Genomic DNA, 21797 nt, shown 5'->3' with positions numbered 1-21797 from the left:
CTTATCTCCGTACGCGTAGGTAGCGCACGAGAGAGGCGGCACATGTCCATGCGACCCGGGTGGAGAGCATGGGCGGTATGGTCCGCCGGGCTCGCCGCCTACATCATGGCTGTGCTGCACCGCACCTCTCTCGGCGTCGCCGGGCTCGATGCGCAGGACCGGTTCGGGGTCGGGGCCGGGGCGCTCGCCTCGTTCGCGGTGCTTCAACTTCTGGTCTACGCGGCCCTGCAGGTGCCGGTCGGGCTGCTGCTCGACCGGTTCGGCTCGTTGCGGCTCGTGGTCAGCGGCGGGCTGATCATGGCGGCCGGGCAGGCCCTGATGGCCACCACCCACGGGGTCGAGGGGGCCGTCCTGGCCCGGGTCCTGGTCGGTGCGGGCGACGCGATGACGTTCATCAGCGTCCTGCGGCTCGTGCCGCGCTGGTTCCCGACCCGGCGGGTGCCCGTTCTCACCCAGTTGACCGGTCTGGTCGGGCAGGCCGGGCAGGTGCTGTCCGCCGTACCCCTGGCTGCGTTGCTGGCCGGTCCGGGCTGGACCACCGCGTTTCTCGGCGCCGCCGGCGCCGGTCTGTTCGTCGCGATCGCCGCGTTCGCGGCCCTGCGCGACACCCCCGAGCGCAAGGTCAGCAGCGGCGCACCGATCACCATGCGCCAGCTCGGCACCGACCTGGCCGGCGCGTGGCGGCACCCCGGCACCCGACTCGGGTTGTGGAGTCACTTCACCACCCAGTTCACCGGCACCGTCTTCGCGCTGATGTGGGGCTTCCCGTTCCTGATCGCCGGCGAGGGCCTGCGCCGGGAGACCGCGAGTACGCTGCTGACCCTGTTCGTGCTGGTCGGCATGGCCGCCGGGCCGGTCATCGGGATGCTGGTGCAGCGCTACCCGCTGCGTCGCTCCTATCTGGTGCTCGGGATCGTCGGCGCGAACGCGCTGGCCTGGGGAGCCGTACTGCTGTGGCCCGGGCAGGCGCCGATGCCGCTGCTAGTGTTGCTCGTGCTGGCGCTCGGCCTGGGCGGTCCCGGCTCGATGATCGGCTTCGATTACGCCCGCACGTTCAACCCGCCGGACCGGCTCGGCACCGCGACCGGAGTGGTCAACGTGGGCGGCTTCGTCGCCTCGCTGGTGTCGATCGAACTGATCGGGCTGATCCTGGACGCCCGCACCGGCGGGCGCTCGGACTATGACATCGGCGACTTCCGGGTGGCGATGTCCGCGCAATATCTCATCTTCGTCATCGGCTTGATCGGCATCCTGCGTAACCGCAGGCTGGCCCGGCGACACCTGGCCGCCGAAGGGGTCGTGGTGCGCCCGTTGCGGGTGGTGCTGGCCGAGCGGCGGGGTTTAGCAAAGAGCCGTGCGGTAAAGGCAGAGACCTTATCGAGAGGAACCCAATAAAGAGGGCAGAGGAGGACATGGCCGAGCACGCACCGGACCGCATGTGGTCCGGCATCGACATCCCGAAGACCATTGCCGGAGTACTGGCTGCGGTATCGGCGGCCGTCATCGGATCGTTCCTGGGCGTGGCTGGCACGCTCGTGGGCGCCGCGGTGGCGAGCCTGATCGGCTCGGTGGGCACCGAGATCTACCACCGTTCCATCGATCGCGGGCGTAAGAAGATCCAGGGAACGTTCCTGGCGCCGGCCGCGGTGGGCACGCCGCCCGTGGAGGCGGCGGCCGAGGACAAACCGTCGGAGCCACCGGCACCCAGCAGCATCCGCTGGAAGCGGGTGGCGATGGTGGCCGGGGCGCTGTTCGTCCTGGCCATGGGCACGCTGACGGCGGCCGAGTTGGTGTCCGGCAAGTCCATCGCGGACGCGACCGGCGGCAGCAGCGGTCGTTCTACGACCGTGGGCAGCGTGTTCTCCGGCAAGAGCGACAAGTCCGATAAAACGCCGGCGACCACCGAGTCGACGGCACCGACCTCGCCGACCGATCAGCCCACCGACCAGGCCACCACCGAACCGACCCAGCAGGCCACCACTGAGCCGACGACCGATGCCCCGGCCACGGACGCCCCCGCAACTGAGGCGCCGACCGGAACCACGGGGGACAGCGGCACCACCGGGGACAAATCGGGCGCCGACAGTGGCAGTGTCGACGGCGGCGGCACCGGCGGCGGCGCGGATACTCAGAACCCGACGACCGACGGGACGGAGTAAGCAGCATGGACGCCAAGGACATCCTGGCCGACGCTTTCGGGCGTCTCCCCGAGCTGGTGCACGCCGCCGTGCACGACCTCACCCCCGAGCAGCTCACCTGGGCGCCGGCCCCCGGCGCCAACTCGATCGGCTGGCTGGTCTGGCACCTGACCCGGGTGCAGGACGACCACGTGGCCGAGGTGATCGGCACCGACCAGGTCTATCGGGCGCCCGGCTGGCCCGAGCGTTTCGGCCGGCCCGCCGGTTCGTCGGACACCGGCTACGGCCACACGGCGGCCCAGATCACCGGGATCATCCCGGAGAGCTGGCAGGCGCTGGACGAGTACTACCGGGCGGTGCACGAGCGCACCCTGGACTTCATCGCCGGCCTGACGGCCGACGACCTGGACCGGGTGGTCGACAAGGCCTGGGACCCACCGGTCACCCTGGGCGTCCGGCTGGTCAGCGTCTACGACGACGACGCCCAGCACGCTGCCCAGGCGGCCTACGTCCGCGGCCTGCTCTGAGCGCATTTTCCCGAGGCGGGTACGCGGTAAGCCGCGTACCCGCCTCGTCTCTTGCCTGATTGCTCACGAGTCCGAGATGTCCGCGGCGGTGGGGTAGTAGGAGACCGTGACCAAGACGGTTCTGGTAAGTGGCGCTTCCGGCTTCATCGGCTCTCACGTAGCCGCACGCCTGGCCGAGGACGGTTACCGGGTGCGGGCGATGACCCGGCACCCTCGGGACTACCACGGCGCGGGCGAGCCGGTTGAGGCCGACGTCTCCGATCCTGGCAGCCTGACGGCGGCGTTCGCCGGGGCCGACGTGGCCTATTACCTGATCCACTCGCTGGGGTCGGACGACTTCGAGCAACGCGACGCCGACGCCGCCCGCAGCTTCACCGAGGCGGCGGCCGCGGCTCAGGTGGAACGGATCATCTACCTCGGCGGGCTCGGCGCCGGCGACGGCAAGCTCTCGGCGCATCTGCGCTCCCGCCGTGAGGTCGAGAAGATCCTCAAGTCCGGCCCGGTGCCGGTGACCGTGCTGCGCGCCGCGGTGGTCATCGGCCGCGGCGGCATCTCCTGGGAGATCACCCGGCAACTCGCCGGCCGGCTGCCGGCCATGGTGACACCGCGCTGGGTACGCACCCGCACTCAGCCGATCGCGCTGCGGGACGCGGTCCGCTATCTGGTCGGCGTGCTGGAGCCGGTCGAGGCGCGCGGCCGCACCTATGAGATCGGCGGGCCGGAGGTTCTGCGGTACGTCGATATGCTGCAGCGCGCGGCCAGGATCCAGGGCGGCCGGCTGCCCAACCTCACCGTGCCGCTGCTGACCCCGCGGTTGTCGTCGGCCTGGCTGAAGTTCGTCACCGACGTCGACCTGGCGACCGCCCGCAACCTGGTCGACTCGATGGCCACCGAGGTCGTCGTGCGCGACGACGCCATCACCCGGCTGGTGCCCGGCGAGCCGATCGGCTACGACGAGGCGGTGCGGATCGCGTTGGCCGACCGATGACCCCGGCTTGGCTGGGACGCGCCCGCCGCGCCCTCGGGCCGTCCCTGATCGACCAGGTGGAACGCGACCACCACCAGACCGACCGGGATTTCCGCAAGCGCCGCGTCGTCGTCGGGATCACCCTGGTGGCCGGCGCGGTCCTGCTCGGGCTCTCCCTGTCGGTGCGGCCGGGCGACGACCTCTTCTACCTGCTGACCGGGCTGGTCGCGGCCACCTGGGTCGGCGGAGCGCTGCTGTCCGGGCCACTTCACCTGGGCCGGATTCCGTTCCGTGGCCGGCTGCGGCGCCCCCTGGTCACGCCGATCGTCACCGGGCTCGTGCTGGGTGGCGTCTTCGTGGCCGGCTCACTTGTCGTCCGGGAGGTGCCGGCGCTGCGGGAGCTGGTCAACAGCGTCCTGGCCCACGCCCGGTACGGCGCGCTGCTGCCGATCGTGGCGGTCACCCTGCTCAACGGCGTGGCCGAGGAGGTCTTCTTCCGCGGCGCACTGTTCGCGGCGATCGGCCGGCGGCACGCCGTACTCATCTCGACCGTGATCTATGCCGCCGCGACCGTCGCCACCGGCAACCTGATGCTGGTCTTCGCCGCGTTCCTGCTCGGCCTGGTCCTGGCCCTGCAACGGCGCGCCTCCGGCGGCATCCTGGCCCCGATCCTGACCCACGTCACCTGGTCGACGACGATGCTGTTCGCCCTACCGGCCCTGATTCACCAGTAGGAGCCTGGAGGCGTTTCCCCGCACCAGCGCTAGTTGACGAGTGCCAGCCAAACCGCGGCAAAGACCACTGCCAGCAGAGTGAGTGGAAGGCCAATCTTGAGCAGAGCCGGTTGCCTTTTGACCCGATCGCGAAGTAGCGCGACACGCCACTCGGTCCAGACCCGGGCGCGCATCGCCCAGTCGAACTCCAGGGCGAGTAGACCTAATCCGGCCACCAGCAGGGGCAAGCCGAACTCGGGGGCCCACAGCAGGAGCACGCCTGCCAGCGAGAGCAGAAACCCACCGGCGCCGACGAGCACTCGCAGGACTGGAGGACGACGCCGGTGACGCTCACGTTGAGCGGTGACGCGCAGTTCAACCGCGTCCTTGACCGAGTCTCGGTCCAATGCGTCCGACATTCTAAGTATCTCCGAATTGGTTAGTTTTGTGCACCGTGCGGGAGCCGGTCGAGCAGGGTGGCCACCCTGGGGTCGGCGAGGGCCGAGGGCTGGTGGACCACTTGATAGGTGACTGACGGCAGGTCGGTCACCGGACGGGCGATCAGGCCGGGTGGGGCGGGTACGCAGCCGTTCACTATCGCCAGGCCTACGCCGAGCGTCACGAAATGGGTGATCAGGGGCCAGCCTTCGGCCTCCACCGCGACCGTCCACTCTGCGTCGGCGGAGCGCAGGGCTCGTTCCAGCAGGACCCGGTGCGGGCGGTGCTGGGGCGGGACGACCAGGCGTTCGCCGGTCAGGTCCGGCAGGGTCACCGATTCGTGCTGGGCCAGGTGATGGTCCTCCGGCATCAGCAGGACCTGGGGGAAGGTGGCCAGCTCGGTGGTGGTCAGGTCGTCGGGGAGGACGTCCAGTACGCCTACGCCCAGGTGGGCCTGGCCGGTTCGGACGGCGTACAGCATCTCGCGGTGGTTGCAGTTGATCAGGCGCAGCCTGGTTGGCTCTTCGGCCAGGGCCGCTCGGATCGTGTCGCCCAGCAGGTAGAGGTAGGCGCCCTGGCCGGCGGCCAGCACCACCGGGCGCTGCGGGGCGGTGCCGGTGAACTCGGCCAGGAACTGGGTCAGCCGGTCGTCGTGGGTGCGGGCGAAGCGGGCCACCGCCTCGCCGTCGGGGGTGAGCGCCAGGCGGCGGCCCTCGCGGTAGTAGAGGGGGCGACCCAGGGTCTGCGCCAGCTTGCGGACCTTCACGTGCAGGGCGGGCTGGGAGATGTGCAGCTCGGCGGCCGCGTGGGTGAAGTTGAGGTGGGTGGCGAACACGGCGAACGAGGCCAGCGCGTCGGCCGAGACATCCATAACCCGGGACTATAGCTGCGGGGACAACGCTAGTTCCGGTATAGACCGCCTGGCCGCAGGCTGAGGTCATGAATACACAGAGCATGCGGCTCGGCGTCGACATCGGCCGGGTCATCATCGGTGGCAGTGCGCCGGGTGGCGGCGACACCCAGTTCTTCAGCGGCGACCCGGCGAAGATGCTGGCCACGCCGGCCGTTCCCGGGGCGTTCGAGGCGCTGGCGCGGCTGGTGCCGCGGTTCGAGCAGGTGTGGCTGGTCTCCAAGTGCGGCGAGCGGGTCCAGCGACATACCCGGCAATGGCTCGACCATCACGACTTCTTCGGCCGGACCGGGATACCCCGCGACAACGTGCGGTTCTGTCGCGCCCGGCCGGACAAGGCCATCCACTGTGCCGAGCTGGGGATCACCCACTTCGTGGACGACAAGCTCGACGTGCACGCGGCGCTGCGCGGGATCGTGGAGCACCGCTACCTCTTCGGGCCACAGCGGACACCGCCACCCGCCTGGGTGCGGCACACGCTCACGTGGGGTGAAGCCGAGGAGTTGCTCCGCCGAGAAACGACGCCAGGCGGGACGCCTCGGCCAGCAGTGGGGCCGGGTCGGCGGGCGGGATGAACGGTTCGATGTGCAGGGTGCCGTCGCGCAGGCGCCAGGTGCCCTGCAGACGCCGTCGAGCAGGTAGGTGCCCGTGGTGGCGCCGTTTCCCGGGGGCAGCGGAACCCGCCTCGGCGACGGGATGAAACGAGTGCGGTCCTTGTGCGACAGCAACAGGTTGTGCATGCCGCCGAGGTGCTCGATCGCCATCAGGGGCTTGACGTCCGCCCGCTCCAGCAGGAACTGCCGAGCGAGAGTGGCCCGGTTGAGTTGCCGCGCGGTAAGTGACTTTGTGCCGGTCAATTGATACGCCGTACCACCGGGGTCAGGACCCGCTTCAACATCGTGGTGTCAGTGGTATTGAGGTGAATTCGGCATGCCTCGATGTTTTCGGCCTTGCTGAGTTCCGACCAGTCGAGTTGGAAACCGGCCGCAGCGCTCAGCTGCCGCAGGAAGGCGCGGAGCGTGCGGCCGTTCCCCTCGCGGAAGGGGTGCCTCGTATTCAGTTCTCCATAGAAGTGGGCGAGGCTGGAGAGGAAGGCCTCTCGATGGAGGCCGACCAGATAGCCCTCGGTGGCGAGTTCGGCCAGAACCGAACCGACCTCGTCATCCACAAAGCGCCAGTGGCAGAAGTAGGCACCAGGTTTGCTGATGTCGACGGTCCGAGTGCGGCCGGCCCACGAGTAAACGTCCTGGAACAAGAAGCGATGGAAATCTTGCAAATGGCTGAGGCTGAAGTCGCCGGGTATGGACGCGCGTGCGGCCTGGACGTCGCGGATCGAGACGATGCGAAACTCGGCCTCAGCCAGCGCGTTTGCGTCAGCGAGGCCGAGTTTGTTGATCAGGCAATCGGAGTCTGGTTGCGTGTATGGATCATCCACCGGTTATCCGTGCTATTTCCTCGGCCACGAGATCGTCGGCGGAGACCAGGCCGGATGCCACGTCACGCAGGCGATCCTGCCAATCGTCATCGAACTCGACGCCCTCCAGCGCGGCGTTGGCCGTGGCGAGAGCAACGGCAGTCTCGGGGTCTGCCAGTTGGCGTGCGTAATAGGTCCGCATGATCTCGGCGCTCAGTTGAGTTGACGATGGTTCAGACTCGGGAAGGGCTCCGCGGGCGACGCGCCAGGGCAATTCGCTGTGGGTCATGCGGGAGAGCTCGATGGCGGAGAACTTGCCATATTCGGCTGAGACCCAGTCGACGGTCTCGCGCTGTGCGGGTGTCAGCTGCGTGGAGTTCCCGGCGGGCCAGGCCGAGACGGTGTACTGCTTGCGGTGCTGGCGATAAAGCGCTGGAACCACAGGGCCTTGCCGCCATGCTTCGATGGCGTCGTCAAAGAGCGGCACACCGTGTCGGGCTAGATGCCAACCCTGGCAGTAGTACACGAGTTTCTCGAGCTTCATCGCTGTGATGCTGCCGACGCGCTCTATCACTGCTGCGGCAACGTCATGCACGGAACCCAATTGGCACCCCCTCTCACGCTTGTCGCGAGGCTAGCGGCACCGGCCCAAGTGCGCAGGGAGCCGACTGGGCGTGTCGCTTGACCTCGAATTCTACAGGTGCGGCCCCATGGGTGCATAGAACAAATGTTCGAACACGCAGCCTGTGGTGCGTTGTGCGATCACCGCAGGTGCTTGCTGAGCCAGCTGAGGGTTTCGTGCAGGTAGGTGGCTCGGGACGTGCTGTGCAGGAGCTGGTGGCCCTCGTTGGGGAACAGCAGGTAGCGGTGTGGGATGCCGCGCTCGGCCAGGGCGGCCACCACCTGCTCGGCTTCGATCACCGGCACGTTGGAGTCGTTCTCGCCGTGCACCACCATCAGCGGGGCGCGCAGCCGGTCGATGCGGGTCATGGGGGAGAGGTCGGCCAGCAGGGCGGCGTCCGCGGCCGGATCGCCGTACTTGGAGATGGCTGCCGCCGCGATCCATGGCTCAGTGTGCTGATAAAACGTGGAAAAGTTTGACATGCCGCAGACGTCGATGCCGACCGCGAACAGGTCGGGGAAGCGGGTCAGCGCGGCCAGGGTCAGGAAGCCGCCGTACGACCGGCCCATGATGCCGATCCGCGACTCGTCCGAAACCCCCGAAGCAACCAGGTGCCGCACGCACGACCGCACGTCCTCGATGCCGGCGTAGCGCAGCACCCCGTTGTCGGCGTTGACGAAGCTCTTGCCGAAGCCCGACGAACCCCGCACGTTCGGCGCGAAGACCGCGATACCGAGGTCGACAAGCGACTGGAACAGCGGCGAGTGGCCCGGCCGCTCCTGGGCCTCGGGGCCGCCGTGGAACCACAGCACCGTGGGGTGCGGGCCGTCGCCGGCCGGCCGGAACAGCCACCCGCTGAGCTCGAGTCCGTCGTGCGCTTCGAAGACCTCCAGCGTCGGCTGCACCGATCCGGGCGCGGGCTGGGCGGCCGAAACCGCGTGCACCTCGTCGCCGGAGTGCACCCAGACGCCGTGCGGCCGGCCCGGCCCCTCGGCGGTGAAGACCAGCCCGGACCCGTCGAAGCTCCAGGACAGCTCGGAGACCACCGCGCCGGGCAGCGGTTCCACCCGGCGCCGGGTGCCGTCGCGCAGGTCGATGATCTCGACCTCGGACTCGCCGCCGCGCACGTTCCACAGCACCGCAGCGGCGGACGCGTCGGCGGTCAGCGTGAACGCCTCCACCTCGGCGCGGGCGGCGGCCGCGACGACCGTCACGCCGCCGTCGGGGGTGACCCGGATCAGGGCCGGGAACTCGCCGGCCTCGGAGCGGGCGTAGATGGTGCCGTCGGCCGCGAAGATTGCCTGCTCGCCCAGCGCCACCATGGTGTCGGCGCCGGTGGTCAGGTCGCGGGTGACGATCTGGCGGTCGCCGCGCGGGCCGATCCGCAGCAGGGCGTGCGTCGCCGACACGTCCAGCAACGCGGTCAGCGAACCCTTGGCGACGACCGAGCGGGTGTTGTGCACCGGGTCGATCAGCAGGCCGGTGTTCAGGTTCTCGGTGACCGCCAGCAGTGACCGGCCGGGCAGCCAGCGCACGTTGTCGGCGTCGTCGGTGCCGAAGCCGGCCACCTGGTGCAGTTCCGAGCCGTCCGGCCGCACCAGCCACAGCTCGTGCCGGGGTCCGCCGCCGGGGGCGAGCTGGCAGGCCAGCCAGCCGCCTCCGGTGGACCAGTGCACGGCGGTCACCGGCTCGGGCCCGGTGTCGACTCCGAACGCGAGTTCGGCGCCGACCGGCTGCACCCAGACCTGGGGGCGGCCGCCGCGGTCGGAGATGTAGGCGCAGTGCTCGCCGTCCGGCGAGAGCGCCGGTGACCAGCTGCCACCGGCCTCGGGCGGTAGGGGTTTCGTCCAGCTCACCGGAAGTACGGTGACGTCGATCCGGCCGAGCTGTCCGGTCACTAAATCCCCCTCAGATGCCTTTGTCCTGCAACCACATCTCCAACAGAGCCAGCTGCCATAGCTGGTTGGCGCCGAGCGTCGTGCGCGGCGTGTTCGGATCGGCGAGCAGCCGTTCCACGTACTCCGGGCGGAAGAGACCCCGGTCCCGCGCGGCCTGCGCGTGCAGCGCGTCGCGGACCTTGTCGAGCATCGGTCCTTCGAGGTGCCGGATGCCGGGAACCGGGAAATATCCCTTGGTCCGGTCGATCACCTCGTCGGGCACGACCCCGCGGGCCGCCTCCTTCAGTACCCCCTTGCCACCATGAGCCAGCTTGAGTTCGGGCGGGCAGGCCGCGGCCAACTCCACCAGCTCGTGATCCAGGAAAGGTACGCGAGCTTCCAGCCCCCACGCCATGGTCATGTTGTCGACCCGTTTGACCGGGTCGTCGACGAGCATCACGTTGGAGTCGAGACGCAGCGCTGCGTCAACCGCGGTCTCGGCGCCGGGCCGGCCGAAGCTCGCCGCCACGAACTCGCGACTGACGTCGTCGTCAATCAGCCAGTCGGGGCTGAGCTGCTGCGCAAGCTCGGCGTGCGGGCGGTCGAAGAACTCCTGGGCGTACGCGTCGACCGCCTCGGAATATGGCACGTGGGCGAGCGGCGGGTACCAGCTGTAGCCGGCGAGGATCTCGTCCGCTCCCTGACCCGACTGTACAACTTTCACCGACTTTGACACGTCTTCGCTCAAAAGGTTGAAGGCGATGCAGTCGTGCGAAACCATCGGCTCGCTCATCGCGGCCACCGTCCGGTCGACGGCCGGCAGGAAGCGGTCCCGGCCGATCCGGATCTGGTGGTGCACGGTGTCGAACTGCTTGGCCACGATGTCGGAGTAGGCGAACTCGTCGCCGCTCTCCCCACCGGCCGCCTCGAACCCGATGCTGAACGTGGTGAGGCCGCGCTGACCCTGCTCGGCCAGCAGCGCCACGATGTAACTGGAGTCGATGCCGCCGGACAGCAGCACGCCGACCGGCACGTCGGCGACCATCCGCCGCTCCACGGCGAGCGCGAGCTTCTCGTGGATGAGCGCGGGCCACTCGTCGGCGGCCACGTCGGTGCGCCGGGTGTGCGACGCCTCCCAGTAGACCTCGTCGGTCCAGGAGCCGTCCCGGCTGATCATCCGGACGGTGGCGGGCGGCAGCTTGCGGACCCCGGCGACGATCGTCCGCGGCGCCGGCACGACCGAGTGGAACGTCATGTAGTGCTGCAGCGCGACCTTGTCGATCGACTTGTCGACGTCCCCGGCCGCGAGCAGCGCCGGCAGCGTGGAGGCAAAACGCAGCCCTTTTTTAAAATCTGCAAGGTACATCGGCTTGATGCCGAGCCGGTCCCGGGCCAGCATGACTTCGCCGGTCTCATGATTCAAAATCGCAAAGGCAAACATGCCCAGGAAGCGGCGTACGCAGGACGAGCCCCACCGGTGGTACGCCTTGATGATCACCTCGGTGTCGGAGGTGGAGAAGAACCGGTAGCCGTACCCCTGAAGTTCGGTCCGCAGCTGTTGGTAGTTGTAGATGCAGCCGTTGAAGACCAGGGTGAGCCCGAGCTCGTCATCGGTCATCGGCTGCCCGCCGGCCTCGGAGAGGTCGATGATCTTCAGGCGGCGGTGGCCGAACGCGACCGGTCCGCGGCGGAAGAGTCCCTCGCCGTCCGGGCCGCGCGACTCGAGGCACGGCAGCATCCGCCGGATCGCCCCCTCGTCCGCGGCGTTTCCGTCGTACCGAATTTCACCGGCGATCCCGCACATCGGTGCCAATCTCCTCCCAGTCGATTTCCAGCCTGTTACGCCCCGAGCAGCCAGGTGTCCTTCGAACCACCCCCACGGGAGGAGTTGACGATCATGCTGCCGGCCGGGGCGACCCGGGTCAGCGCGGCCGGGGCCACCACCGACGCGGTGCCGCTGAAGACGAAGGCGCGCAGGTCCACGTGCCGGGCCGCGAGCTGGTGACCGTCGAAGACCGGGCTGGTGGACAGGCCGACGACCTCCTGCGCGACCCAGCGGTGCGGCGCGGTCACGATCTGCCGGCGCACCGCGGCGAGCTCCTCGGACGAGGCGTGCGGGCCGATCACGATCCGGTCGCCGCCGTACCCGTCGACCGGCTTGCAGACCAGTTCGTCGAGCCGGCCGAGGACCTCCTCGCGCTGGTCCCGGATCCCGCACAGGTAGGTCGGCACGTCCGCGAGCAGCGGCTTCTCACCCAGGTAGTACTCGATCAGCTTGGGCACGTACGCGTACACGGCCTTGTCGTCGCCGATGCCGTTGCCCAGCGCGTTGGCCAGCGTGACGGTGTCCGCGTGCAGCGCGGCGATCAGGCTCGGGCCGAGCGGCATGCCGTCCGCGCCCGGCGAGTGCACCAGGCTGTCCTCACCCATCCGCAGGTAGATCACGTCGACCGGGTACCGCTTGCCGTTGCGCAGCCGGAAGACCCGGGTGCCCTCGACGAACAGCTCGGTGCTGCGCACCACCGGCACGCCCATCTCCTCGGCCAGCATCCGGTGCTCGAACCAGGCCGAGTCGTCCGGCCCCTGGCTGAGCACCACGATCGCCGGGTTGTCGCCGGCCGCCGGCCGGGCCGCGTCGCGCAGCGCCGTCAACAGCAGCTGCGGTGTGCCCTCGACCGAGAGCAGGTCCGCCGGGAAGGGCAGTTCGGGCAGCACGCTCTCGGTGAGCCGGCGGTTCTGCATGGCGTACGCGATGCCGGACGGCACCCGCAGGTTGTCCTCCAGCACGCACCAGTCGCCGTCCACGTCCCGCACCAGGTCGACCCCGGCCACCTGGGCGCGCACGCCCTCGTGGGCGACCAGAGCGCCGCTGGGCCGCAGCTCCGGCGAGCCGTCGATCACCCATTCCGGCACGATGCCGTCGTGGACCACGGCGCGCTCGCCGTACACGTCGGTGACGAACCGGTCGAGTGCGCGGACCCGCTGCACCAGCCCCGCGCTCAGCTTGGTCCAGTCGTCGGCCGGCACGATCCGCGGCACCAGGTCGAACGGGAACAGCCTGGTCGCGGCCTCGCCGGCCACGCTGAACGTGATGCCCCGGGCGCGCTGCTCGTCGTCCCGGGCGTCCTCGCGGCGGCGCAGGCCGGCCGAGCCAAGAGCACTCAAAACATTGAAGATCCCGGTGTACGGCGTGGCGACGTCCCCGCCCGGGAACGCCTCGTCGCCGATCGTCGCGTACGGAACGAGGCCGGCCGGCACCGACTGGCCCTCCGGACCGATGCCGGTGGCGCCGCCCCGAGTGTCCGCGACCACCAGGTCGACCACGTCGGAGATGCGGCCGCGCCGGGCCATCGCGCGGCGCTGGCGGGCGGCCGAGCTGCCCCGGCTGAGCGCCCGCACCGACAGGTCGAAGACCTGCTCCCAGTCGCCCAGTTCCTCCAGCTGCGGGCGCAGCTCGCCGACCAGGCGCTCGACGGCGGCCGCGGCCGGAACCGGGGACGGCGAGCGGGGCAGGTCGAGCAGGTCGCCCTCGAGGCCGGAGCGGGCGGCCCGCCACATCGCGGCCCGCTGCAGCGGCGGGCGGCTGGGCGGCAGCGGACGCCCGGCCCGGTGCTCGTCGCGGGCCCGCAGCACCAGGCCCCGGAACAGCCCGGCCAGCAGCACCACGGTGTCGGCGTCGGGGGAGGAGTCGGTGACCCGCAGCTCCACGGTCGGCAGGTGGGCCGACGGGCGTACGTCGAAATAGACCATCTTGGGGTCGGTGATGGTGCCCGACGCGATCAGGTCCTCGACCAGGGCGTCGTGCTCGGCGGCCGAGTGCAGCACGCCCGGGTCGCCGGCGGTCGGCCAGCGCATCCACACCAGCGACCGGGTGCTCGCGTAACCGGAGTCCTCACCCATCCAGTACGGCGAGCTGGCCGAGATGGCAAGCAGCACCGGCAGCACCGGGGCGACCCGCTGGGCCACCGCCACCGCCTCGTCCCGGTCGGGGACGCCGACGTGCACCTGGGCGCCGCAGATCAGCTGTTCCCGGGCGAGCAGCTGGTAGTCGTCGAGCATCCGCCGGTAACGCGACGTGGGGGTCACGGGGAGTGACTCCAGGTCGACAAGCGGGACCGTGCCGGTGGCGGCCAGCCCCAGCCCGAGGGACTCGGCGACCGCGATCGCGGCCCGCCGCCGTTCGACGATGCCGTCCCGCAGGTCGTCAAGCGTCGAGGCCACCGGGGTGTTCGTCTCCACCACCGACCGGTGCAGCTCGGCCGAGAAGTGCTCGGGGTCGAGCCGGGCCAGCACCTCGGGAGCGCGCGGCACGAGCTCGCGGGTGGCCAGGTCGACGACGTGCAGCTCTTCCTCGACGCCGAGCGTCAGGTCCTGGGCCGCGGCGGCATTGTCCGTCGCGACCGGGAGAGACTCCGTCATGTAGACCGCCTATGTCCGAGTTGATGACTGTCCCTGTCCCGGGAGCCTCGCCATCGGATGTGCCGAATAGGTGACGTGCCCATTTCACGCTCGAACAAAGCATGACGTTGGCGACACAGCGCCCGGCAGCCCGCGCCAGTGCGCACACCCTGTAACCTCGGGCCGTTCCGATTCAGCCCTTCACGGAGGTCTTGATGAGCAGCAGTGTGGTCGTGGTCACCGGCTCGGCGGGGCTCATCGGCTCCGAGTCGGTCCGGCACTTCGCCGGTCTCGGCATGGACGTGGTCGGCGTCGACAACGACATGCGCGGCTACTTCTTCGGCAAGGACGGTTCCACCAAGTGGAACCTGGACCGCCTGAAAAAAGAGGTCGGTGAACGGTACACCCACCACGACATCGACATTCGCGATCGGGACGGCCTGGCCAAGCTCTTCGCCGGGCTCGGTAAGAACGTCGGGCTGGTCATCCACTGCGCCGCGCAGCCCTCGCACGACTGGGCCGCCCGCGAGCCGTTCACCGACTTCGACGTGAACGCGGTCGGCACGCTCAACATGCTCGAGGCGGTCCGCCAGCACGTGCCGGCGGCGCCGTTCATCTTCACCTCGACCAACAAGGTGTACGGCGATCTGCCCAACTCGCTGCCGCTGATCGAGCAGGAGACCCGGTACGAGCTGCCCGAGGACCACAAGTGGTACGACGGCATCGACGAGACCATGTCGATCGACCAGTCGATGCACTCGGTGTTCGGCGCCAGCAAGGTCGCCGCCGACGTGATGGTGCAGGAGTACGGCCGCTACTTCGACATGCCCACCGCGGTCTTCCGCGGCGGCACGCTCACCGGCCCCGGCCACTCGGCGGCCGAGCTGCACGGCTTCCTGGCGTACGTCATGCGGTGCGTCATGGAGCAGCGGCAGTACCACATCTACGGCTACAAGGGTAAGCAGGTTCGCGACGCCATCCACTCCAGCGACCTGGTGTCGGCGTTCGAGGCGTTCCACCGGGCGCCCCGAGTCGCCGAGGTCTACAACATGGGTGGCGGTCGCTACTCGAACTGCTCGGTTATCGAGGCGTTCCAGCTGGCCAGCGAGATCACCGGGATCGAGGCCCGCACCGACTACGTCGAGCAGGCCCGGGCCGGCGACCACCAGTGGTGGATCAGCGGCCTGGCCCGTTTCCAGCAGCACTACCCCGACTGGAAGCTGACCTACGACGTGCCGGCCATCCTGCGCGAGATGTACGAGGCCAACCAGGAGCTGTGGAAGGCCTGACACGCGTTTCACTCTGCTGCCGCCGGCTGTGTAGCCGGCGGCAGTTTGCTGTGCCTTACCTGAAGAACTACGCGCCGTAACGGCCAGTTAACTCTTCTTCGCTATTTTTCGGATATGTCCGTCATGAGGCTTATCCGACATGACCTTCCCGCGTCGATCGTGGTGTTCCTCATCGCGATCCCGCTCTCCCTTGGTATCGCGGCCGCATCGGGGGCCCCGCTTCTCGCGGGCCTGATAGCCGCTGTCGTCGGCGGCCTCGTCGCGGGCGCGCTCGGCGGGGCCCCACTGCAGGTCAGCGGCCCGGCCGCGGGTCTCACCGTGATCGTGGCCGGGACCATCGCCGCGTACGGCATGGCCGGCACCGCTGCGATCGTCGCCGTCGCCGGCCTGGTCCAGATCGTGCTCGGCGCCTCCCGCCTGGGCCGCGCCGCCCTGGCCCTGTCCCCGGCCGTGGTGCACGGCATGCTCGCCGGCATCGGCCTGGTCATCGCGCTCAGCCAGGTGCACGTGCTGCTCGGCGGCAACGCCCAGAGCTCGGCCTGGCGCAACCTGCGTGATCTGCCCGCCCAGATCGCCGGTCACCACGGCATCTCGATGGCGCTGGGCCTGGCCACCATCGCCGTACTCGTGCTGTGGCCGCACCTCAAACGGCTAGCGATGATCCCCGCCGCGCTTGTCGCGGTGGTCGCGGTCACCGCGGTGGCCGCGATGATCGGCGCCGACGTCGAGCGGGTCGACCTGCCCGACGCGCCGCTGTCCGCGCTGACCGGGCCGGTCTGGCCGGACGCCCCGCTCTGGGAGATCGGCCTCGCGGTGGCCACCATCGCCATGGTCGCCAGCGTCGAATCGCTGCTCTCCGCGGTCGCCGTCGACCGGATGCACGACGGCCCGCGCGCCGACCTCAACCGTGAACTGGTGGCCCAGGGCTGCGCCAACACGGTCTCCGGCCTGCTCGGCGGCCTGCCGGTCACCGGCGTCATCGTGCGCAGCTCGGCCAACGTGGCGGCCGGCGCCCGCACCCGCGCGTCGGCGATCCTGCACGGCGTCTGGATCGCCGCGGTGGTGCTGCTCTGCGCCGGGCTGCTCGAGGCCATTCCGCTCGCCGTACTCGCCGCGGTGCTGGTCGTGGTCGGGTTGCGGCTGATCAGCCTGGCCCAGATCCGCACCTACGCCCGGCACCGGGAACTGCCCACCTACCTGGTCACCGCGGGCGGGGTGGTGGCCACCGACCTGCTCACCGGGGTCGCGGCCGGGATGGTCTGCGCGATCCTGCTGATGCTGTGGCGGCTGGCCCGCTGCGAGATCCGCACCGACGGTTCGCGGGTCACGATCAGCGGCAGCCTGGCGTTCATCGGGTCCGGCCGGGTCGCCCGGGCACTGGCCGCGCTGCCGGCCGGCCAGCACGTCACGGTCGAACTACACCTCGACTACCTCGATCACGGCGCCTTCCAGGTGATCGAGGACTGGCGGGAGGCGTACGAGAAGAGCGGCGGAACCGTCGATGTGCGCGAGACCCACGACGGTTGGTTCGGTCGCGCGAAGCGCGGGCGCCTCGGCGCCGGGAAGAGCACCCCGCGACGGTTCGGTTCCTGGTCGCAGTGGCAGAACCTGGACCGGCAGCGGCGCAACGCGATGGCGGCCGGCATCCACGAGTTCGAACGCAGCGTCGCCCCGCTCGTCCAGCCGCACCTGGCCGGCCTGGCCCGCGACGGCCAGCAGCCCGAACAGCTCTTCATCGCCTGCGCCGACTCCCGGCTGGTGCCCAACGTGATCACCACGAGCGGCCCCGGCGACCTGTTCTGCGTGCGCAACATCGGCAACGTCGTGCCACCGCACGGCGGCGCCGACTCCTCGGTGGGCGCCGCCATCGAGTACGCCGTCGGGGTGCTCGGCGTCCGCACCATCACCGTCTGCGGGCACTCCGGCTGCGGCGCGGTGCGCGCGATGATGGCCGGCGGCAACTCCGGCGACCTGGGCCGCTGGCTGACCGGCTCGGCCAACGACTTAACCGGCGACACCGACGAGACCCGGTGTGTCACCGAGAACGTGAACCGCCAGCTGGCCAACCTGCGCAGTTACCCGACGGTGCGGGCGGCCGAGGAGGCCGGCCGGCTCACCCTCACCGGCCTCTACTTCGACCTGGCCGAGGCGAAGATGTACGCGGTGGAGAGCTCAGGCCTGCAGAAGGTCGCGCAGTGAGGTGGCCGGGTGCCCGGTCAGCGCCCGCACGTCGTCCGAGACCCGGGCCAGCTCGCCGGCCGCGATTGCGGTGTAGGTGCTGACCCAGGCGTCGACCTGCCAGTCCGGCGCCGAGTACTGCTTTCGCGAGGCGTACGCCTCCTCGAGGGTTTCGTGGTGAAAGGTGACCGGCTTGCCGGTCACCTCCGCGACCGTCGCGGCCACCTCGGCCAGGCTGAGTGCCTCCGGTCCGGTCATCTCGTACGTCTTCCCGGCGTGCGGCGCCGGCTCCCGCAGCACCGCGACCAGGGCATCCGCGATGTCATCCTGAGCGACGACGGCCGCGCGCCCGTCCCCGGCCGGCCCGCGAATCACGCCGTCGTCCCCGACCAGGAACGGCAGGAAGTCGGCGTAGAGGTTGTCCCGCAGGAAGGTGAAGGCGAGCCCGCTGTCGCGAATGTGCTGCTCGGTGTGCCAGTGGTCGCGGGCCAGCGTGAACGTAGCGTCCGGCGAGGCCCCCGCAAACGACGTGTAGACCAGGTGCTCGACCCCGGCCGCCGCGGCCGCGTCAACAAAGCTGCGATGCTGCGCCACCCGCCCCAGCGTCTCCGCCGCCGACACCATCAACACGGTGTCGACCCCTTCGAGGGCTTTCCGGACCGCGTCGCCGTCGGCATAGTCGGCCACCGCCACGTCGGCGCCCTCCGGCGCCCGCGAGGCATCCCGCACCAGCAGTCGCGGCGTTCCGCCGACAAGCCGAGCCACCCGTCCACCAAGCCGCCCGGTAGCTCCCGAAATCCCGATCTTCCCCATGCGTCCTTTCTACGCCCCCGTGCGGGGCTGGATCGAGTCATCCAGGACTCGGGCGGTGGCCAGGGTTTCGGCGAAGCGGGTGGGGTCCAGGTCCAGGCCGCCGGGGATCCACGTCACGTCGGGGCCGGTCATTGACTGCAGGATGTCGTTCGGGGTCAGGCCGGCTGACTGCAGGGCTCGGATCTCTCGTGGGTTCACGCCGGGGATCAGTGGGCCGTTGCCGAGGTCGGTGCCGTAGCGGACCTGCCCGCCGTACTCCAGGAAGCGCCGCAGGTTGGCTACGGCCGTGGCCAATTCCGGGGTTGGCACTCCCCAGCCGTGGATGTCCAGGGTGCTGATCCATTGCATGCGTTCGGCGCACGCGCGGATCAGGCCTCGGTCCAGCGGCTCGGTCCACGGGGTGTGGGCCAGCAGGTCGGCGCCGGCCTCGTAAGCCACCGCGACCGTGCCGGGGCCTTCGGCGTGGACCACCAGCGGCAGGCCGCGGTCGTGGGCCGCGTCGGCGATCGCGGTCATCGTGAACAGGCGCAGTTGCGGGCCGCCGGCGTGGGCCGTCGCCTTGATCAGGGTGGCACCGGCCCGTGCGGCCTGGTCGACCGCCTCGGTTGCGGCGGCGGCCGAGTCGATCTCGCGCCAGCTGCCCTTCGCCGCCCAGGCCCGGTCGCTCGGATAGCCGCCGGGAGCGATCAAAAACGGACCCGCGTAGCGGAGTCGGGGGAGTCTCGGCTGGCCGGACAGCTCGGCCAGCCGCGCGGGCACGCCGCCGAGATCCCAGACGCCGGCGATGCCGCCGGCCCGGACCGTGGCCAGGTCGACCAGCGCGGCGTGCACGTGCGCGTCGACCAGGCCGGGCAGCAGGGTGCCGGGCAGCGTGCGGACCGGCTCCGACTCGGGCACCTCGACCACCGGGGTGGCCGAGCCGGCGTCGCCGAGGCGCAGCGCCACGCCGGTGCGCAGCCGGCCGTCCCACCACAGGGAGGCGGCCTGGACGTACGAGGTCACTTCGCGAGCAGGTCGCGCAGCGTGGACAGGCCGCGGTAGACCTCGCCGAAGCTGGTGCTCAGCGGGGCCGGGCCGATCCGCAGGCCGTCGGGGCGGCGGTAGTCGGGGATGACCCCTTCCGCCCACAGCGGGTCGAGCAGGGCCTCGAAGCCGTCGCGGCGCAGCGTGACGTGGCCGCCGCGGCGGCCCGGGTCGCGCGGGCTGACCACCTCGACGCCGAACGGGGTCAGCCACTCGTCGGCCAGGTCCAGGGCGTAGGCGGTGAGCAGCAACGACTTGGCGCGCACCGCCTCGATGCCGGCGGCGGCAAGCATGTCCAGGTTGGCGTGCAGCGGGACCATGGCGAGGATGGCGGGGGTGCCGCTGAGCAGGGCACGGCTACCCGGCGCAGGCTCGTAGCCGGGGCCCATCTCGAACGAGGCCCGGTGGCCCATCCAACCCTGGATCGGCTGGCGCAGGGTGTCCTGCAAACCCTCCCGGAGGTACGCGAACGCGGGCGCCCCGGGGCCGCCGTTCAGGTACTTGTACGTGCAGCCGACGGCCAGGTCAACGCCCCAATTGTCCAGCTCGATCGGCACCGAGCCGACCGAGTGGCACAGGTCCCACATGGTCAGCGCGCCGGCCGCGTGGGCGATCCGGTTGATCTCGGCGACGTCGGCCAACCAGCCGGACCGATAGGCGACGTGGCTGAACAGGACCAGTGCGGTGCGCTCGTCGACCACCTCGGCGACCTGGCCGGGGTGGATGCCGGTGACCGGGTCGGTCTCGATCCAGACCAGTTCGAGATCGCGTTCGGCGGCGATGCCTTCCAGGACGTACCGGTCGGTGGGGAAATTGTCGGTGTCGAGAACGACCCGGTTCCGGCGGCCGTCGACGGAGACGGCCGCGCGGGCCAGCTTGTAGATCAGGACCGTGGTCGAGTCCCCGATCACCACCTGGCCGGCCGCAGCGCCCAGGGCAACTGATCCAAGACGGTCACCGAGCTGGATCGGCCACTCCATCCAGCTGTCCGTCCAGCCGCGGATGAGCCGGCCCGCCCACTGCTCCCGGATGAACCTCTCCATCAGGGCGGCAGTGGCGATCAGCGGGCGGCCCAGCGAGTTTCCGTCCAGGTAGGACACCACGTCGAAGTCGTCGGGGGCCAGGAACTGCTCCCGGTAACCGGCGAGCGGGTCGGCCGAATCGAGCGCGGCGGCGCGGGCGATCAGGTCGATCAACGGGGAGCTCCGATCTCGGTGCGGACGGCGTACAGCTCGGGGAAGAATGTCAGGTCGAGGGCGGCCTTGAGGAAGGCGACCCCGCTGGAGCCGCCGGTGCCGCGCTTGAAGCCGATCGTCCGCTCCACCGTCTTGAGGTGCCGGAAGCGCCAGAGCTGGAAGTTCTCCTCCAGGTCGACGAGTTCCTCGCAGGCCTCGTAAGCGCCCCAGTGCTTCTCCGGGTCGTTGTAGATCTCCACGAAGACCGCCACCAGGTCCTCGTTGAATTTGTACGGCAGCGTCACGTCCCGCTGGAGCAGCTCGACCGGCACGGCGTACGCATGCCGGGAGAGATAGCGCAGGAACTCGTCGTAGACGCTCGGTGCTTCCAGCGCTTCCAGCAGCAGGGCACGGGCCGACGGGTCGTCGTCGAAGATCGACAGCATCCGGCGGTCCTTGTTGCCGAGCATGAACTCGACCGCCCGGTACTGGTACGACTGGAAGCCGCTCGACGTGCCGAGGAAGCTGCGGAACTCGGCGTACTCGCTCGGGGTCAGGGTGGCCAGCACCGACCACTGCTCGGTCAGCGTGCGCTGGATGTGTTTGACCCGGGCCAGGCCCTTAAGCGCCGGGCGCAGGTCGTCGGCGGCGAGCCACCGCTGCACCGCGCGCAGCTCGTGCAGCACCAGCTTGAGCCACAGCTCGGAGGTCTGGTGCTGCAGGATGAACAGCAGCTCGTCGTGGTGCTCGGGGGTGCTCACCGGGTGTTGAGCGTCGAGGATCTCGTCCAGGTGCAGGTACGCCCCGTACGACAGGTTGACCTTGAAGTCGCGGACTATGCCGTCTTCCAGGGGTCGTTGTTCGCTAGCCACCCTTGCAGCAGATCACACCAGGTCAGATGTTGGCGAGTGAGCCGTTGGTAAGGATCGGCCCCCAGTACACCCACTGACCGTCATGGCGTACGAAACGGCTGCGCTCGACCATGTCACCGCGCTTGCCGTGGTCTTTGTAGTGGGCCCGGAACTCGACCACGCCCTCGGCGTCGAACATGCCGCCGCCGACCGTCTCCAGGATGTCGAGCCCCATCCACTTCAGGTGCGAGTCGGGCTCGACTCGGGCCGGCCGGGTGTCCGGGTGCCAGGAACTCAACACGTAAGCGTCGTCGTCGAGCGCGAACGCCGAATAGCGCGAGCGCATCAGCGCCTCGGCGGTTGCGGGGGAGTGCCCCTGGTGGGCGGGTTCGCAGCATTCGTCGTACGCCAAGCCGAGGCGCCCGCAAGGGCAGGCGGTGGCCACCTTCGTTCGTCGTGCCATG

The 21797-nt window shown here is 70.0% G+C and carries 20 protein-coding genes; 8 read left to right on the top strand and 12 right to left on the bottom strand.

The window, feature by feature from the left end; all coding sequences use genetic code 11:
• The first annotated feature begins 42 nt into the window (after window positions 1-42).
• From Ate02nite_RS03485 to Ate02nite_RS03465, 5 genes are all read left to right on the top strand, one after another.
• Window positions 43-1395: an MFS transporter gene (locus Ate02nite_RS03485; RefSeq protein ID WP_203798579.1), complete on the top strand. Its 1353-nt coding sequence runs from the start codon at window positions 43-45 to the stop codon at window positions 1393-1395.
• A 17-nt stretch (window positions 1396-1412) separates the two neighbouring features.
• Complete coding sequence (locus tag Ate02nite_RS03480) at window positions 1413-2159, top strand: hypothetical protein (RefSeq protein WP_203798577.1); 747 nt, start codon at window positions 1413-1415, stop codon at window positions 2157-2159.
• A 5-nt stretch (window positions 2160-2164) separates the two neighbouring features.
• A complete protein-coding gene (locus tag Ate02nite_RS03475; RefSeq protein ID WP_203798575.1) occupies window positions 2165-2665 on the top strand; it encodes a mycothiol transferase in 501 nt (166 codons plus the stop codon).
• 106 nt (window positions 2666-2771) lie between these two features.
• Window positions 2772-3653 carry an NAD(P)H-binding protein gene (locus Ate02nite_RS03470; RefSeq protein WP_203798573.1) on the top strand — a complete coding sequence of 294 codons (882 nt, stop codon included), beginning with the start codon at window positions 2772-2774 and terminating at the stop codon, window positions 3651-3653.
• Window positions 3650-4366: a CPBP family intramembrane glutamic endopeptidase gene (locus Ate02nite_RS03465; protein WP_203798571.1), complete on the top strand. Its 717-nt coding sequence runs from the start codon at window positions 3650-3652 to the stop codon at window positions 4364-4366. The genes Ate02nite_RS03470 and Ate02nite_RS03465 overlap by 4 nt, the downstream gene beginning before the upstream one ends.
• Before the next feature lie 29 nt (window positions 4367-4395).
• On the opposite strand, the gene Ate02nite_RS03460 is transcribed toward Ate02nite_RS03465, so the two are convergent.
• Together Ate02nite_RS03460 and Ate02nite_RS03455 are read right to left on the bottom strand one after the other, a co-directional pair.
• Entirely contained in the window at window positions 4396-4764 is a 369-nt protein-coding gene (locus Ate02nite_RS03460; protein ID WP_203798569.1) for a PGPGW domain-containing protein, read from the bottom strand.
• A gap of 20 nt (window positions 4765-4784) precedes the next feature.
• Window positions 4785-5654 (bottom strand): LysR family transcriptional regulator, encoded by an 870-nt coding sequence (locus tag Ate02nite_RS03455; RefSeq protein ID WP_203798567.1) that lies wholly within the window; start codon window positions 5652-5654, stop codon window positions 4785-4787.
• Window positions 5655-5722: 68 nt separating this feature from the next.
• On the opposite strand from Ate02nite_RS03455, the gene Ate02nite_RS03450 reads away from it, so the two are divergent.
• Window positions 5723-6268, top strand: coding sequence for a hypothetical protein (locus tag Ate02nite_RS03450; protein WP_203798565.1), 546 nt, complete (start codon window positions 5723-5725; stop codon window positions 6266-6268).
• Window positions 6269-6546: 278 nt separating this feature from the next.
• Here Ate02nite_RS03450 and Ate02nite_RS03445 read toward each other — a convergent pair whose 3' ends face one another.
• The 5 genes from Ate02nite_RS03445 to Ate02nite_RS03425 all read right to left on the bottom strand — a co-directional run bounded on the left by Ate02nite_RS03445 (window position 6547) and on the right by Ate02nite_RS03425 (window position 14025).
• Window positions 6547-7128, bottom strand: coding sequence for a Fic/DOC family protein (locus tag Ate02nite_RS03445; RefSeq protein WP_203798563.1), 582 nt, complete (start codon window positions 7126-7128; stop codon window positions 6547-6549).
• Window positions 7121-7651 (bottom strand): Panacea domain-containing protein, encoded by a 531-nt coding sequence (locus Ate02nite_RS03440; RefSeq protein ID WP_203798561.1) that lies wholly within the window; start codon window positions 7649-7651, stop codon window positions 7121-7123. Before Ate02nite_RS03440 ends, Ate02nite_RS03445 begins: the two co-directional genes overlap by 8 nt.
• A gap of 218 nt (window positions 7652-7869) precedes the next feature.
• Entirely contained in the window at window positions 7870-9627 is a 1758-nt protein-coding gene (locus Ate02nite_RS03435; protein WP_203798559.1) for a S9 family peptidase, read from the bottom strand.
• Between the two features lie 10 nt (window positions 9628-9637).
• A complete protein-coding gene (locus Ate02nite_RS03430) occupies window positions 9638-11410 on the bottom strand; it encodes an N-acetylglutaminylglutamine amidotransferase (RefSeq protein ID WP_203798557.1) in 1773 nt (590 codons plus the stop codon).
• A gap of 35 nt (window positions 11411-11445) precedes the next feature.
• The gene (locus Ate02nite_RS03425) at window positions 11446-14025 is read right to left on the bottom strand and encodes a carboxylate--amine ligase/circularly permuted type 2 ATP-grasp protein (RefSeq protein WP_203798555.1); all 2580 of its coding nucleotides are present in this window, start codon (window positions 14023-14025) and stop codon (window positions 11446-11448) included.
• 194 nt (window positions 14026-14219) lie between these two features.
• Here Ate02nite_RS03425 and Ate02nite_RS03420 point away from each other — a divergent pair, with 194 nt between their 5' ends.
• Window positions 14220-15293 carry an NAD-dependent epimerase/dehydratase family protein gene (locus tag Ate02nite_RS03420; protein WP_203798553.1) on the top strand — a complete coding sequence of 358 codons (1074 nt, stop codon included), beginning with the start codon at window positions 14220-14222 and terminating at the stop codon, window positions 15291-15293.
• Between the two features lie 123 nt (window positions 15294-15416).
• Entirely contained in the window at window positions 15417-17492 is a 2076-nt protein-coding gene (locus tag Ate02nite_RS03415; protein ID WP_239147084.1) for a bifunctional SulP family inorganic anion transporter/carbonic anhydrase, read from the top strand.
• Here Ate02nite_RS03415 and Ate02nite_RS03410 read toward each other — a convergent pair.
• The 5 genes from Ate02nite_RS03410 to Ate02nite_RS03390 are packed head-to-tail and all read right to left on the bottom strand — an operon-like array spanning window position 17466 to window position 21796.
• Window positions 17466-18284, bottom strand: a complete 819-nt coding sequence (locus Ate02nite_RS03410; RefSeq protein ID WP_203798549.1) for an SDR family oxidoreductase — start codon at window positions 18282-18284, stop codon at window positions 17466-17468. The genes Ate02nite_RS03415 and Ate02nite_RS03410 overlap by 27 nt on opposite strands.
• Window positions 18285-18293: 9 nt before the next feature.
• Window positions 18294-19286, bottom strand: a complete 993-nt coding sequence (locus Ate02nite_RS03405; RefSeq protein WP_203798547.1) for an amidohydrolase family protein — start codon at window positions 19284-19286, stop codon at window positions 18294-18296.
• Complete coding sequence (kynU, locus tag Ate02nite_RS03400; protein WP_239147082.1) at window positions 19283-20503, bottom strand: kynureninase; 1221 nt, start codon at window positions 20501-20503, stop codon at window positions 19283-19285. The genes Ate02nite_RS03405 and kynU overlap by 4 nt, the downstream gene beginning before the upstream one ends.
• Window positions 20500-21354 (bottom strand): tryptophan 2,3-dioxygenase, encoded by an 855-nt coding sequence (gene kynA, locus Ate02nite_RS03395; protein ID WP_203798538.1) that lies wholly within the window; start codon window positions 21352-21354, stop codon window positions 20500-20502. Before kynA ends, kynU begins: the two co-directional genes overlap by 4 nt.
• 22 nt (window positions 21355-21376) lie before the next feature.
• A complete protein-coding gene (locus tag Ate02nite_RS03390) occupies window positions 21377-21796 on the bottom strand; it encodes a YchJ family protein (protein WP_203798536.1) in 420 nt (139 codons plus the stop codon).
• Window position 21797: the final 1 nt, after the last annotated feature.

The sequence above is a fragment of the Paractinoplanes tereljensis genome (assembly GCF_016862435.1).
GTDB lineage: Bacteria > Actinomycetota > Actinomycetes > Mycobacteriales > Micromonosporaceae > Actinoplanes > Actinoplanes tereljensis.
The sequence above is the reverse complement of the archived record's forward strand: the minus strand, read 5'-3'. Positions and strand labels throughout refer to the sequence as shown.